This is a genomic window from Mesorhizobium japonicum MAFF 303099 (assembly GCF_000009625.1).
In the GTDB taxonomy this organism is placed as follows: Bacteria; Pseudomonadota; Alphaproteobacteria; order Rhizobiales; family Rhizobiaceae; genus Mesorhizobium; species Mesorhizobium japonicum.
On sequence record NC_002678.2, the window covers coordinates 2,252,950 to 2,265,969 of the forward strand.

At 62.1% G+C, this 13,020-nt stretch carries 15 protein-coding genes and 1 tRNA gene; 8 read left to right on the forward strand and 8 right to left on the reverse strand.

The window, feature by feature from the left end:
* Positions 1-20: 20 nt before the first annotated feature.
* Positions 21-1,172 (reverse strand): hypothetical protein, encoded by a 1,152-nt coding sequence (locus tag MAFF_RS12085; RefSeq protein WP_044548284.1) that lies wholly within the window; start codon positions 1,170-1,172, stop codon positions 21-23.
* Positions 1,173-1,332: 160 nt separating this feature from the next.
* Positions 1,333-1,869 (reverse strand): DUF1134 domain-containing protein, encoded by a 537-nt coding sequence (locus MAFF_RS12090; protein WP_244277619.1) that lies wholly within the window; start codon positions 1,867-1,869, stop codon positions 1,333-1,335.
* Between the two features lie 416 nt (positions 1,870-2,285).
* Between MAFF_RS12090 and chpT the strand changes: the two genes are divergently transcribed.
* Together chpT and MAFF_RS12100 are read left to right on the forward strand one after the other, a co-directional pair.
* Entirely contained in the window at positions 2,286-2,915 is a 630-nt protein-coding gene (gene chpT, locus MAFF_RS12095) for a histidine phosphotransferase ChpT (protein ID WP_010911197.1), read from the forward strand.
* Between the two features lie 224 nt (positions 2,916-3,139).
* Positions 3,140-3,508 (forward strand): response regulator, encoded by a 369-nt coding sequence (locus MAFF_RS12100; RefSeq protein WP_010911198.1) that lies wholly within the window; start codon positions 3,140-3,142, stop codon positions 3,506-3,508.
* A 98-nt stretch (positions 3,509-3,606) separates the two neighbouring features.
* On the opposite strand, the gene ctrA is transcribed toward MAFF_RS12100, so the two are convergent.
* On the reverse strand, positions 3,607-4,302 hold the full coding sequence (ctrA, locus tag MAFF_RS12105; RefSeq protein WP_006203583.1) for a response regulator transcription factor CtrA: 696 nt from the start codon (positions 4,300-4,302) through the stop codon (positions 3,607-3,609).
* Between the two features lie 451 nt (positions 4,303-4,753).
* Between ctrA and MAFF_RS12110 the strand changes: the two genes are divergently transcribed.
* Positions 4,754-5,131, forward strand: coding sequence for a flagellar export protein FliJ (locus MAFF_RS12110; RefSeq protein ID WP_027030743.1), 378 nt, complete (start codon positions 4,754-4,756; stop codon positions 5,129-5,131).
* An 84-nt stretch (positions 5,132-5,215) separates the two neighbouring features.
* Here MAFF_RS12110 and MAFF_RS12115 read toward each other — a convergent pair whose 3' ends face one another.
* Entirely contained in the window at positions 5,216-5,614 is a 399-nt protein-coding gene (locus MAFF_RS12115) for a winged helix-turn-helix transcriptional regulator (RefSeq protein WP_010911200.1), read from the reverse strand.
* An 89-nt stretch (positions 5,615-5,703) separates the two neighbouring features.
* Here MAFF_RS12115 and MAFF_RS12120 point away from each other — a divergent pair, with 89 nt between their 5' ends.
* The gene (locus MAFF_RS12120; RefSeq protein WP_010911201.1) at positions 5,704-6,630 is read left to right on the forward strand and encodes an NADP-dependent oxidoreductase; all 927 of its coding nucleotides are present in this window, start codon (positions 5,704-5,706) and stop codon (positions 6,628-6,630) included.
* 69 nt (positions 6,631-6,699) lie between these two features.
* Here MAFF_RS12120 and MAFF_RS12125 read toward each other — a convergent pair whose 3' ends face one another.
* Positions 6,700-6,975 carry a DUF1153 domain-containing protein gene (locus tag MAFF_RS12125; protein WP_006203587.1) on the reverse strand — a complete coding sequence of 92 codons (276 nt, stop codon included), beginning with the start codon at positions 6,973-6,975 and terminating at the stop codon, positions 6,700-6,702.
* An 85-nt stretch (positions 6,976-7,060) separates the two neighbouring features.
* Positions 7,061-7,264, reverse strand: a complete 204-nt coding sequence (locus tag MAFF_RS39080) for a hypothetical protein (RefSeq protein ID WP_129468923.1) — start codon at positions 7,262-7,264, stop codon at positions 7,061-7,063.
* Between MAFF_RS39080 and mnmA the strand changes: the two genes are divergently transcribed.
* Complete coding sequence (gene mnmA / locus MAFF_RS12130; protein ID WP_044548285.1) at positions 7,263-8,453, forward strand: tRNA 2-thiouridine(34) synthase MnmA; 1,191 nt, start codon at positions 7,263-7,265, stop codon at positions 8,451-8,453. The genes MAFF_RS39080 and mnmA overlap by 2 nt on opposite strands.
* 178 nt (positions 8,454-8,631) lie before the next feature.
* Here the strand turns inward: mnmA and MAFF_RS12135 are convergent, their stop codons facing one another.
* Entirely contained in the window at positions 8,632-9,591 is a 960-nt protein-coding gene (locus MAFF_RS12135) for a Gfo/Idh/MocA family protein (RefSeq protein ID WP_010911204.1), read from the reverse strand.
* A gap of 241 nt (positions 9,592-9,832) precedes the next feature.
* Here MAFF_RS12135 and MAFF_RS12140 point away from each other — a divergent pair.
* Positions 9,833-9,909: transfer RNA gene (locus MAFF_RS12140), tRNA-Met, on the forward strand.
* A gap of 5 nt (positions 9,910-9,914) precedes the next feature.
* Here the strand turns inward: MAFF_RS12140 and MAFF_RS12145 are convergent.
* A complete protein-coding gene (locus tag MAFF_RS12145) occupies positions 9,915-10,928 on the reverse strand; it encodes an efflux RND transporter periplasmic adaptor subunit (protein WP_010911205.1) in 1,014 nt (337 codons plus the stop codon).
* Between the two features lie 129 nt (positions 10,929-11,057).
* On the opposite strand from MAFF_RS12145, the gene MAFF_RS12150 reads away from it, so the two are divergent.
* Positions 11,058-11,636, forward strand: a complete 579-nt coding sequence (locus MAFF_RS12150) for a TetR/AcrR family transcriptional regulator (protein ID WP_044550849.1) — start codon at positions 11,058-11,060, stop codon at positions 11,634-11,636.
* Positions 11,637-11,682: 46 nt separating this feature from the next.
* Entirely contained in the window at positions 11,683-12,984 is a 1,302-nt protein-coding gene (gene fabF, locus MAFF_RS12155; protein ID WP_010911207.1) for a beta-ketoacyl-ACP synthase II, read from the forward strand.
* Positions 12,985-13,020 lie beyond the last annotated feature (36 nt).

Consider the following 13,020-nt stretch of genomic DNA (forward strand, 5'->3'; position numbering starts at 1 on the left):
GCGACGGCGGCACCGCCGCTTCAGTTCGCGTCAGCCTTCTGCAAGGCCCGCACACGGTCGGCGAGGCTGCGATCGCCGCTGTTGGATCGGCTGTCCTGCGGTGCCGCCAGCGCCTTGGCGATCGGTGAATCGGGTCCCTCGAGCTTGGCCGTAAGGTGGACGACTTCAGCCGCCAGCTCGTTCATCTGCTCGCGCAGCGCCGCACTGCCATTGGCCGTACCCGACGATGCCATGGCGCCGAGATCCGCCTTGAGCCGCTTGTTCTCGCGCGCCAGTGCGGTCAGCCTGGCCTCCAGCCGCTCGCGGTCGCTGTCGAGCTTGGCGATCGCCTGGTCCAGATCATCGCGCTGTTTGGCCTCGTCATGTCCGCCGGCTGCATCCGGCTTGCCGACCAGCCGCAAGGCCGGTCCGCCATCCTCGGCCTTCGCCTTTTCGCGCAGCCGCGCCAGCTCCTTTTCGCGGCGGTCGAGCTTGTCCTCGCGATCGGCGAGCGTCGCCAGCAGCCGTTCGACTTTCTTGTCGAGTTCGGCCACCCTTTTCTTCTCCGCCTTCAGCGCGTCGCGGGCGGCCTTGCTTTCGGCCGCGATCTCCTGCTGGCGCCGGTCCGCTTCCTTGCGCTGGCCGCGCAGCAGCGCGATGTCGCTGGCCAGCTTCTGCAATTCGGACTCCCGCGCCACGAGCTCGATCTGCCGGCTGGAGGAGGAAAAACTGGCGTCGTCATACATCTGCTCCAGCTTTTCGAGCTCGAGCGCCCGCTTCTCCAGCTTGCGTTCGGTGTCCTTGAGCCGCTCCGAAAGCCGGTGCAGTTCCTCTTCGCGCTGCCGCAGCGCCTCGTTCTTGGCGCTGAGTTCGGCGAGCGCGTGGTTCTTGTCCGTGCGTTCGATCGCCAACCCCTTCAACGCCTCGTGGCCACGACTGATCTCGACGAGCTGCTCGGCCGCTTTCTCGCGCAGCGCCTTGACGTTCATTTCGAGGCGGCGGTTTGCCATGGCGTATTCCGCTCTGATGCGGTCCTTGTCTGCCTGGATTTCGGTCTGCGTCAGCGGGATGGAGGCCTCGATGCGCCTGCGCGTCAACGTGACGGCACGGCGCCAGACAGCCGGAGCCACGATCAGCGCCAGGAAGCCGGCGCAGAGAAAGCCGAGGGCAAAGAACAGGACCGACTGAACCAAAGGACTACCTGCTATCGGCGGCAACCGCCGGAACTGGACCGCATCACACTGGCATGGCGGAAATCCGGCGCTGCGGCAAGAGCTTGCCGCAGCGCGTGGAGGGTCACAGGTCTACAATTCCCATCGAAAACTTGGCATTGCGGTCACGATCGGTTGGACTTTAGAACGGATTCCAGGTCGCCCGCTCGGTCAGCTTCAGATAGCCGAGATTGACACCGAGCCGGGCGCCGACGCCGGTGCGGATCGGCACCAGGAGCACATTGTTGTTCTTCAGCACATTGAAGCCGACGCCCGCCACCACATAGGCCGAACCGGCGACGCCGCCATAGCGGTTGTAGAGGTTGCTGACATCGTCGAGATTGTAGACCAGCATCATCACCCGGGACCCCTCGCCGCCGAAATCCCAGCCCAGCGACGGGCCTTGCCAGAACACTTTGTGATCGCCGGCATTCTTGGTGTAGAGCGTGCCTTCGCCGTAGGTCAGGCCGCCGATCAGCGCGCCCGACCCCTCCTCACCGAGCAGATAGCCATTGGGCAAGCCGTAGGAGGCGAAGATCTTCTCGACGACGGTGGCGAGCCCACCCGATGTCGCGCCGAAGAACTTGTGACCGGAATCGATAATCTCCTGAGCGGTGTACTCCTGGGCCCGCAGGGCTGAAGTCGAGAAAACGAGGACGCCCATGAGCGTGATCGCCATTGAGCAGACGCGGAGAAACTTCCGGCCTGAGATGACACGGAGGAAACTCCGGTCGTAGAATCGGGAAAACATGCTTCCAATCTCCGTCATGGAGCACTTTCGCCGACGCCTCGCATCCGGTCCGGCTCTTTAGGCGGCCGTTAAGGATGACTGTTAGGGGCAAACTATGCCGTAATCCTTTTTCAACCATTAACTCCCACAGGAAGATGGCGGTTCGAAGGCTGGCTTTTGGGGTCGCGCGGCGCTGAAAGCCCGCGCAAACGCGCCATTTGCCCCGACGACAATTTTGGATTTGTTGCTGTACATACGAGTGCTGTGTATTCAGAAAGCCTCGGGTTGAAGCGTGATTCGTCTGGGCAGGCGCGACGATAAATCGCTCGGCCAGGAATTGTGGAATTTTGCAGGGATTTTCACCGATGGCCGATCTGTTCACCCTTTCCGCGCCTGACCTCGCGGCGCTTCTGTGCAGCCGCGTCTGCCACGACATCATCTCGCCGGTCGGCGCGATCAATAACGGGCTTGAACTGCTTGACGAGGGCGGCGCCGACGAAGACGCCATGCGGCTCATCCGCCAGAGCGCCAGGAATGCCTCGGCGCGGTTGCAGTTCGCCCGCATCGCCTTCGGCGCGGCAGGCTCCGCCGGCATGCTGATCGACACCGGCGACGCCGAAGCGGTGGCGATCGCCTTCCTCAAGAACGAAAAGCCGGAACTGACCTGGAACGGGGCACGCGCGCTGCTGCCCAAGAACAAGGTCAAGCTGCTGCTCAACCTGATCCTGGTCGCCAACGCTGCCATTCCGCGTGGCGGCAAGCTGGTCGTCACCCTCGAGAATCTTGAAACCGAGCCACGCATTTCCCTTTCGGCAAGCGGCCCGATGCTGCGCGTGCCACCGAAATTCCTCGAACTGCATTCCGGTCACAAGCCGGAAGAGCCGATCGATGCGCATTCGGTGCAGCCCTACTACACGCTGCTGCTGGCCCGCGAGGCCGGCATGACGATATCGATCCATGCGACGGCGGAAGAAATCGTGCTTTCGGCAGCCTGAGCGTCCGGCTGCTCGCCGGGAGAACAAAGTATTTCAACGGCGTAATATTGCCGTGACAGCTCGGCTGGCAGAAGCAGCGAAGCATTCGCGAAGAAAAGCCTCTGCGACGGCATCTTTCCAAAAATTTTACCTAAACGCTTTTCGGGTTCTTTACCAGATCGGCCTAGGGTGCTTGGCAGATGCCCCGCACGACCGGATTGCCCCAAGGCAAAGAGGACCCGGAAATGAAACGCTGTATGTTCGTCGACGATTCAAGCGTCATCAGGAAGGTTGCAAAACGCATCCTGGGCGGTTCCGACATGGTGGTCATCGAAGCAGCCAGCGGGCTTGATGCCCTGGAGATGTGCGCCGCCGACATGCCCGACATCATCGTCGTCGACGGCGCCCTGCCCGATGTGCAGGCGGTTGACCTCATCCGCCGTGTGCGCGCCATGGAAAGCCCGACAAGGCCGCAGATCCTGATCTCGCTGGTCGAGCTCGACATCGCCTCGATCATGCGGGCCAAGCGAGCCGGCGCCCAAGGCTATCTCCTGAAACCGTTCAATCGCCCGCAACTGCTCGAGCGTTTTCGCAACCTGAAAATCGCCGCTTGAGGCGGCAGAGCCCTTTCATCGCTGATCCGTGACGCAAAAACCCGGCCGAAGCCGGGTTTTTAGTCTGACATGGCAATGATTCGGGCGGTGCTCGCCGCTCAGGCGCTGACGCGGATGTCTTCGGGTTCGCGCAGCACGTAGCCGCGGCCCCAGACCGTCTCGATGTAGTTCTGGCCACCGGATGCGGCGTCGAGCTTCTTGCGCAATTTGCAGATGAAGACGTCGATGATCTTCAATTCCGGCTCGTCCATGCCGCCATAGAGGTGGTTGAGGAACATTTCCTTGGTGAGCGTTGTGCCCTTGCGCAGCGAGAGCAGCTCCAGCATCTGGTATTCCTTGCCGGTGAGGTGCACGCGCTGGCCGCCGACCTCGACGGTCTTGGCGTCGAGGTTGACCACCAGGTCACCGGTGGTGATGACCGACTGGGCATGGCCCTTGGAGCGTCGCACGATGGCATGGATGCGGGCCACCAGCTCGTCCTTGTGGAACGGCTTGGTCATGTAGTCGTCAGCGCCGAAGCCGAGGCCACGGACCTTGTCCTCGATGCCGGCCATGCCGGAGAGGATCAGGATCGGCGTCTTTACCTTGGAGAGGCGAAGCGTTCTCAAGACCTCGTAGCCGGACATGTCGGGCAGGTTGAGATCGAGAAGGATGATGTCGTAGTCGTAGAGTTTGCCCAGATCGACACCCTCTTCGCCGAGGTCCGTCGTATAGACATTGAAACTCTCCGATTTCAGCATCAGTTCGATGCTTTGTGCGGTTGCACTGTCATCTTCTATCAGCAGAACACGCATTTCATTCCCCTTTTCTGCCGCCGGACCATTTCACGACCCGTCCTGCCCCGGAGCAGTGGTTGCCTTGTGCAGAGGCTGCCATCGAATGGTTAACAAAACCTAATTTCCCGTCCATGACGGTATCAGATTTTTTAACCCCTTTCTACACCCTCTTGAATCTAATAACGAATCCCATACCCAAATTCCTAATGCAACACATTAACAACCTGGACTAAGCGACTCCAGGGACTCATCGACGCGCCTTCGCTTCGACGGCCGGAATTTTTACCCGGCCTTAAGTCCTGAGCCGTATGATTAACAATGCCCGTAAACGAATGGTTACCGCCGGCAAAAAACTTTAGGGTTTTGTTTCCCATAGTTCGGGAGATGCCGGTGGACACGGGCAATGCCTGGGCCTTTCCAGGTGGTTTGGACGATATGTGCGGGTGTGCGTTTCCGGGAGTACCGAATCATGAAGTCACGTGAAAACCTCGTTCGGCTGAAACAGTTTCAGGTGAATGAGAAGCGGCGGCAGCTGCTGCAGCTCGACATGATGATCGCCGAGTTCGAACGCATGGCCGTCGAACTGGAGCTTCAGATCACCGCCGAGGAAAAGAAAGCCGGCATCACCGACATCAATCATTTCGCCTATCCGACCTTCGCCAAGGCGGCGCGCTTGCGCCGCGACAACCTCAGAAATTCGCAAAGCGACCTCGCCCAACAGCGAAGCGCTGCCGAATCATTACTCGGTGAAGCTGAAGCGGAGCTTTCCAAGGCCGAAATGCTGGAGTCGCGCGACACCAAGGTCCGCGAAGCCGAAACCGGTGGCCGTAGCGCCATGATCGGCTGAACCGGTCGAGATCGGCACCATCGGCGGGCGGGTAACCCATCGGGCCATCGGCCCGAACCGACCTCTTGCCGCGAGATCCCCAATCTAGGCGGCCCAATCCCCTTCACTGAAGGCAATCGCCTTGGCGCGGGCATCCTTGATGTCAGGCGCGTGCTGCTCCGCCCATGCCCTGATCTGGGTCAGCAGTCCCCCCAGATTCTGGCCGAGCTCGGTCAATTCATATTCGACGCGCGGCGGAATGACCGGAAAGATCTCACGCCGCACCAGGCCGTCACGCTCCAGCACGCGCAATGTCTGCGCCAGCATCTTGGGCGTGATGCCTTCGAGCTTGCGGGCAAGTTCGCCATTGCGCAGCCGGCCTTTGCGCAGCGCGCACACCACCAGATAGACCCATTTGCTGGCCAGCATCTCGAGCACCGTGTGCGAAGGGCAGGTCCGCCGGAACGCATCATAGCCGAAAGGGGAGTCGTCATCACTATCCATGGGGTACGTATATATCAAAAAGGTACATACTGGACAAGGTAATATTACTATCCAAATGATAGCGGCACCAACCAAGCAGGAGAGATACCATGCGTGCCGTTATTCAGAATTCCTTCGGCGGACCCGAAATCCTTGTCGTTGCCAACCAGCCCGATCCCGCTCCCAAGGCCGGTGAAGTGCTGGTCCGCGTCAGGGCGGCCGGCATCAATCCGGTCGATGGCGCCGTGCGCGCCGGCTACTATCCGCTGCTCGGAGAGCCGCCCTTCATCCTCGGCTGGGATATTTCGGGAACCGTCGAGGCGCTCGGCGCCGGCGTCACCGGCCTCAAGGTCGGCGATGAGGTGTTCGGCATGCCGCGCTTTCCCAAGCAGGCGGCGGCTTACGCCGAGCTTGCCGTCGTGCCGGCCGACGAGGTCGCGCCGAAGCCGAAGGCGGCGGACCATATCCAGGCAGGCGCGTTGCCGCTGGCCGGTCTGACCGCCTGGCAGGGCCTTGTCCGCCATGGCGCCTTGAAATCGGGCCAGCGCGTGCTGGTGCATGCGGCGGCGGGCGGCGTCGGCCATCTGGCAGTGCAGATCGCTAAGGCGCGCGGCGCTTATGTCATCGCCACAGCCAGCCCCAACAAGCTCGATTTCGTCCGCAAGCTCAGCGCCGACGAGGTCATCGACTACACTCAAGGCGATTTTGCCGGCCGGATCAGCGACATCGATCTGGTGCTCGACCCAATCGGCGGCGAGCACGCCGAACGCTCGCTCAAGGTCATCAGGAATGGCGGCGTGCTGGTGTCCTTGCTGGACCTCAACGAGGCCACCAGGGCGCTGGCCAGCGCGCGCGACATCCGTGTCGAGCGCATGTCCGTCGTGCCTGACCGCGAAGGCCTGATGGAGCTTGGCCGGTTGATCGACGCGAACAAGCTCACCGTTCATGTGGCCAAGAGCTTCCCGCTCGAAGAGTCCGGGGCCGCTCACGCCTTTCTCGCCACCAAGCCGATCGGCAAGGTGGCGTTGACGGTTTGACCAACAAAGACACGACCTAAAAGCAAAAGGGCGCGGAGTGCCGCGCCCTTTTGTATCTTCAACCCGGACCTAGTGCCGGTATTGCTGGATGCGCGTGGTGCGCAGCCCGGCAAGGCCATATTCGTCGATCGACGCCTGCCAGGACAGGAATTCCTCGGTGGTCAGCTTGTAGCGCTGGCATGCCTCTTCGAGGCTCAAAAGCCCGCCACGCACCGCCGCGACCACTTCCGCCTTGCGCCGGATAACCCAGCGACGCGTATTGGTCGGCGGCAGATCGGCAATCGTGAGAGGGCTGCCGTCAGGCCCGATAACATACTTAACTCTAGGTCTAACCAGATCGGTCATCGTACTCTCTACAAAAAACTCAAAGACCCAATCCCCGCCACGTTACCGCCACAGCTTTAAAAATTGCCTAAGCAGACCCTAATGACTAGGTAAGGATCGTGAACGCCGCGTTAGTCTTTTCGCAGGCATTTGAAACATCCGGCTGGAAGCCTTGAATTGATTGGAAAAAATCCGGCCGATCGCGGATCGCCCGCAATCCGTCGATCGCCTTGCAAGCTGGCGCCGCCGCAAAGCTTGACCTATATTCTCGACATTGGCATTCAGACGCCGCGCAGAATGAAAGCATCATGAACAGTCTCGACCTTCCCGGACGTCCCGAAAACACCCGCATCGTCGTCGCCATGTCGGGCGGCGTGGACTCGTCCGTGGTCGCCGGCCTGTTGAAACGCGAAGGTTACGATGTCGTCGGCGTCACCTTGCAGCTTTACGATCACGGCGCGGCCACGCACCGGGCCGGTTCATGCTGCGCGGGACAGGACATTGATGATGCCCGCCGTGTTTCCGAGACGCTTGGCATTCCCCACTATGTGCTCGATTACGAGGAGCGCTTCCGCAAGGCGGTCATCGACCCCTTCGCCGAGAGCTATGTCGCCGGCGAGACGCCGATCCCTTGCGTCTCCTGCAACCAGACCGTGAAGTTCGCAGACCTCCTCGCCACCGCCAAGGAACTGGGCGCCGACGCGCTCGCCACCGGTCATTACATCCGCTCCGGCGCCAATGGCGCCCACCGCGCGCTCTACCGGCCGGTCGATGCCGACCGCGACCAGAGCTATTTCCTGTTCGCCACCACGCAGGCGCAGATCGACTATCTGCGCTTTCCCCTGGGCGGCCTGTCGAAGCCGCAGGTGCGCGCCATAGCCGAGGAGATGGGGCTGACGGTGGCTGCCAAGCAGGACAGCCAGGACATCTGCTTCGTGCCGCAAGGCAAATATTCCGACATCATCGCCAAGCTGAAGCCGGCCGCCGCCAATCCGGGCGACATCGTCCATATCGACGGCCGCGTGCTCGGCCGCCATGAGGGCATATTGCGCTACACGATCGGCCAGCGCCGCGGCATCGGCATCGCCTCCGGCGAGCCGCTCTATGTCGTCCATCTCGATGCCGAACGGGCCCGCGTTGTCGTCGGCCCGCGCGAGGCGCTGGAGACGCACAAGATCTATCTGCGCAACATGAACTGGCTTGGCGACGGACCGCTCGGTGATATTCCCGAAGGCGGCCTCGAACTGTTCGCCAAGGTGCGCTCGACCAGGCCGCCGCGTCCGGCGGTGCTGCGCTACGTCGCTGGAGTGACGTCGGTCGAACTGGCCGACGGCGAGTCGGGCATCGCGCCCGGACAGGCCTGCGTGCTCTATTCCGACGACGGCAACGAAGCGCGCGTCTTTGGCGGCGGCTTCATCGAGCGCTCAGAGCGCGGCGCCGAGGCCGAAGCCATGCTGACGAAGCTGGCGGCAAGGCCGGCGCAAATTCCGGCCGAATAAACACTACCCTCTCAGAGACCGTTTCGAAATTCGCTCTGGCGAGTCATATGGTGGTGGTTTCGAGACCGGAGCGCAGCGGACATTCGGGTCCGTGAGCTCAGTTCTACTGCACGCAGTAGAACGGGGAAGCGCAGAAAACGCCATCGGATGGCCGCCAGAGTAGAATTTCCAAACGGTCTCAGGACTTGGTGTGGGTGACCGTGCCCGCCGTCAGGATGCGCAGCACCCTGATCGCTTCCTCGCCGCTGGTGCGCGGCTCGCCCCGCGTCTCGATGCAGTGGATGAAATGCTCCAGCTCGCGCGTCAGCGGCATGCCTTGCGCGACCGCGACATAGGAGGGCTCGTTGGTGGTGAAGGCCCATTGGCCGCTGTCCTGCCAGACCGCATGGCGGTAGACGGCAAGCTTGCGCTCCCAAGGCTCGACATCGTCGAACACCGCCATCGCCTTGGTGCCGACCACGGTCAACCGTCGCTCGCGATAGGGATTGAGTCGCGAGGTGAAGAGGTGGCTGCGCAGGCCGTTGGGAAAGCGCATGTGCAGATGCGCGAAGTCGCTCAGGTTGTCGAGGAGTGCCGCACCCTCGCCGCGCACCTCGACCGGCTCGGTGCCGGTGATGGCCAGGATCATCGACAGATCGTGCGGCGCCAGATCCCACAGCGCATCGTTCTCGGTGTGGAACTTGCCGAGGCCAAGCCGGTGCGAGTGGATGTAGCGGACCTCGCCAAGCTCGCCCTTGTCTATCAGCCCCTTCAGCGTCTCGAAGGCGGGATGAAAACGCAGGACATGGCCGACCATGAAGACGCGCCCATTGTCCTTGGCCGCCTGGACCGCGCGCTCGGCATCCGCCACCGTCAGCGCGATCGGCTTTTCCACCAGCACGTCCTTGCCGCTCTCGACGGCGCGTACGGCAAGGTCGGCATGGTACTGCGGCGGCAAGGCCATGACGATGGCGTCGATATCGTCCCGACCGAACAGTTGGTCCGGCTCGATCGCCAGGCAATCCTGTTCGCTGGCAAAGCCTTCGGCACGCGCCCGGTTGGCGTCGGAAACCGCGTGCAGCGCGCCAAGCGCCTTGAGGGTGCGGATATGGTTGCTGCCCCAGTATCCGCAACCGAGGACTGCAATGCGCGGCTTCATCTGTTTCAAACTCTAAAAACTCGTGGCCGAGACATAGCGACGTGCCCCTTCGAACTCAACCCCGGCGGTTCCAACCAAATGTCCATGCGGCAAAGCTTTTTTCGGCAATGAGAATATGCGGCGATATGGAATGCTTCGAAGCTTGACAGGCTCGCCCTCCCAACCTTATATCCGCGCGACCTTGGCGAACGCCTCGAAATGCCTTTCGACTTAAGGCGGATTTCGGGCCTTTCGCCGCCCTGGCGGGGTAGCTCAGTTGGTTAGAGCACGGGAATCATAATCCTGGGGTCGGGGGTTCAAGTCCCTCTCCCGCTACCATTTTGTCAATAAGATCGATTGGTTACGTGGGCATCCGCTACCGTCTGCCCGGAGATCACAGCGGTTTCGCTGGTTACACGAACAAGCTGGACGGCCTGAAAGTGTGCGGTTGAGGTGGCGCTGTCCAACACCCAAACGCCGGTCTTCCGCCCGTCATCGAGCACGGCTCCCAACGGCACCTGGACCTCCGGCTGTTTCACCTGGCTTGCGAGCCGAATGGTCACCGTCGCACCAAGCGGTGCCGCGGCAGCCTCACCGTCGAGCACATAGCGCGCCTCATACGTGCGGGTCTGGGCATCGGCGGAGTCCGACAGCTGCCGCAGATGCGCTGAATAACGGCGCTCATCGCCACCATACACGCTGGCCTCGGCTACCGAGCCCATCGCCGGCCGGATCGTTTCGGGAAGCGCGACAACCGCTTCGCGTGGGCCGGCCTTGGCGGTCCGGATCACTGGCTGGCCGGCAGCGACGACCTGCCCCGGCTCGCCAAGCGTTTCAACCACCGTTCCATCCGCGTCCGCCAACAGGACCGCATAGGCCGCCTCGTTCTCGGCGACCCGTGCGTCGGCTTCGGCGGCGGCAAGTTGCGCTTGGGCGGTATCCATCGCAGCCTTCGCCTGCTCGTAGCGCTGCGGTGTAACCCACCCACTGCCAAGCAAACTGGCGTATCGCCGTTCATCCGGCTGTGTCTGAACGACTGCTGCGGGCGCAGCCGCAACGGCGTTGCGTTTCGCCGAAAGCGCAAGGCGCAGATCGGTGTCGTCAATCCGCATCAGCGGCTGTCCGGCTTTGACCTCCTGACCGACGTCTACCAATCGTTCCACGATCTCGCCGGGAACCCGAAAGCCTAGATTGCTCTGCACCCTCGCCGCGATGACGCCGGTGAAGCCGCGCTCTGATCCGGTCACCGGCGCTGCCGATACGAGTCTGACGAAAGGCGCTTCCTGCCTTGGGTCGGTCACCAAAGGAGCCTCCTGCGCAGGAGTGGCAAACGTGGCGAATGCCGCCACCCATGACATCGCCGTCAGGGTCGATCCCAATACGATAACGGTTCTCTTTTTCACGCTCGTCGCCCCATCTCAAATTAGATTGCGTTCGACTTCTATATCGATTATAGATTACGAACGCAATCGAAAAGGAGACCGATGATGCGCGTGAACCGAACTCAAGCCGCGGAAAACCGCGAGACCGTCATCAATGTGGCAAGCCGCCTTTTTCGCGAGCGCGGCTTTGACGGCATTGGCCTCAAGGATCTGATGAAGGGTGCAGGACTGACGCAGGGCGCCTTTTACAAGCAATTCGAGTCAAAGGAGGACTTGGCAGCGCAGGCGTCCAAGCGGGCGATGGAGAGCGCCACCCACCGTTGGTCGGACGCAACTGCGGCAAACCCTGAGAATCCGCTCGAAGCAGTGATCTCCTTCTATCTCAGCATGGGCCATCGCGGAGAAAGGATGGACGGATGCCCGATCGTGGCACTCGGTTCGGATGCCGCCAGACAGGGCCAGGACGTGAAAGCGTCGTTCGAAGCAGGCATCAACGAGCATCTGGAGATCCTCGGCCGTTTCATTGCCGAGGCCAATGGCGAGCAGTCCAATAGCAAGGCCATGGCCATTCTCTCGACGATGGTCGGCGCGGTGCTCCTCTCGCGGGTCGTCAATGACCACGACCTTGCGCAGGCTTTTCTGGATGCAGCGACCGATCAGGTGCGCGAAGCAGTCGCCGCTTGAACGGCGTGGGCAGCGCTGTCGGCGCACCCAAGTGATAGGAGAATAGATGCGACGGATTGTTGTTACAGGCATGGGAGCGGTCACGCCCCTAGCTGCCAATGTCGAAGCGTCATGGTCGCGTCTGCTGGCCGGTCGTTCGGGCATCCGTAGGCTTCCGGACGATGTGGTGGGAGACCTGCCGGCGAAGATTGGCGGCGTGGTGCCCTCCTTGGATGAAGATCCGGGCGCTGGTTTCGATCCTGATGGCATCCTGGCTGCGAAGGATCAGCGCAGGGTAGATCGGTTTATTCTCTTTGCGCTGGCGGCGGCGGAAGAGGCGCTTGCACAGGCGAAATGGAAGCCTGCCTTGGAGACGGATCGCCTGCGCACAGCAACGATTATCGCTTCAGGGGTCGGCGGATTCCCCGCCATCACCGAGGCGGTGCGCACGGTCGATCTGCGTGGCGCCCGCCGCCTGTCGCCCTTCACGGTGCCGTCCTTCCTGGTGAACCTCGCAGCGGGCCACATCTCGATCCGTCATGGCTTCAAAGGCCCATTGGGCGCACCAGTGACAGCGTGCGCGGCCGGCATCCAGGCGATCGGCGACGCCGCCCGTCTCATCCGCGCGAACGAGGCTGATATTGCCGTGTGCGGGGGCACGGAAGCATGCATGAACACCGTCAGTCTCGGTGGGTTTGCTGCCGCACGCTCCCTTTCAACCGGCTTCAATTGGGCGCCGGCTCAAGCCTCACGTCCCTTCGACATTTCGCGGGACGGCTTCGTCATGGGCGAAGGCGCCGGCGTGCTGGTCATCGAGGCGTTGGGCCACGCGCTGGCGCGCGGCGCAAAACCGCTCGCCGAGCTCGTCGGCTACGGAACGACGGCCGATGCTTATCACGTCACTTCTGGTCCCGAGGACGGCGGCGGTGCGCGCCGGGCCATGGAGATCGCGATTGCGCAAGCAGGGATTTCACCGAGCGAGGTTCGTCATCTCAATGCACATGCGACCTCCACGCCAGTCGGCGACCTGGGTGAAATCGAAGCGATCAAGAGCGTATTCGGGCGCGATTTAGCGATAGCTGTCAGCGCAACGAAATCCGCGACCGGGCACCTGCTGGGCGCGGCCGGCGGGCTTGGTGCCATCTTCTCGATCCTGGCGATCAGGGACCAGGTGGCACCGCCGACACTCAATTTGAGCGCACCCGATCCGGCCGCCGACGGCATCGACTTCGTCGCAAACGAGCCCCGGCCAATGGAGATGGAATACGCAATCTCCAATGGCTTCGGTTTTGGCGGCGTGAATGCCAGCGCCTTGTTCAGGCGCTGGATCGCCCCGGCGGCCCGACGCGAGCGCCAGGGGCAGTCATGATTGGCACCCTTCACCACAACCTTTCGTGCTTATGCC

Bases quoted from the DNA above. Each gene is read 5' to 3' on its own strand.
- MAFF_RS12090 (WP_244277619.1), bottom strand. From the start codon at position 1,869: ATGGCGATCACGCTCATGGGCGTCCTCGTTTTCTCGACTTCAGCCCTG.
- chpT (WP_010911197.1), top strand. From the start codon at position 2,286: ATGGCCGATCTGTTCACCCTTTCCGCGCCTGACCTCGCGGCGCTTCTG.
- MAFF_RS12100 (WP_010911198.1), top strand. From the start codon at position 3,140: ATGAAACGCTGTATGTTCGTCGACGATTCAAGCGTCATCAGGAAGGTT.
- ctrA (WP_006203583.1), bottom strand. From the start codon at position 4,302: ATGCGTGTTCTGCTGATAGAAGATGACAGTGCAACCGCACAAAGCATC.
- MAFF_RS12110 (WP_027030743.1), top strand. From the start codon at position 4,754: ATGAAGTCACGTGAAAACCTCGTTCGGCTGAAACAGTTTCAGGTGAAT.
- MAFF_RS12115 (WP_010911200.1), bottom strand. From the start codon at position 5,614: ATGGATAGTGATGACGACTCCCCTTTCGGCTATGATGCGTTCCGGCGG.
- MAFF_RS12120 (WP_010911201.1), top strand. From the start codon at position 5,704: ATGCGTGCCGTTATTCAGAATTCCTTCGGCGGACCCGAAATCCTTGTC.
- MAFF_RS12125 (WP_006203587.1), bottom strand. From the start codon at position 6,975: ATGACCGATCTGGTTAGACCTAGAGTTAAGTATGTTATCGGGCCTGAC.
- mnmA (WP_044548285.1), top strand. From the start codon at position 7,263: ATGAACAGTCTCGACCTTCCCGGACGTCCCGAAAACACCCGCATCGTC.
- MAFF_RS39080 (WP_129468923.1), bottom strand. From the start codon at position 7,264: ATGATGCTTTCATTCTGCGCGGCGTCTGAATGCCAATGTCGAGAATAT.
- MAFF_RS12135 (WP_010911204.1), bottom strand. From the start codon at position 9,591: ATGAAGCCGCGCATTGCAGTCCTCGGTTGCGGATACTGGGGCAGCAAC.
- MAFF_RS12145 (WP_010911205.1), bottom strand. From the start codon at position 10,928: ATGTCATGGGTGGCGGCATTCGCCACGTTTGCCACTCCTGCGCAGGAG.
- MAFF_RS12150 (WP_044550849.1), top strand. From the start codon at position 11,058: ATGCGCGTGAACCGAACTCAAGCCGCGGAAAACCGCGAGACCGTCATC.
- fabF (WP_010911207.1), top strand. From the start codon at position 11,683: ATGCGACGGATTGTTGTTACAGGCATGGGAGCGGTCACGCCCCTAGCT.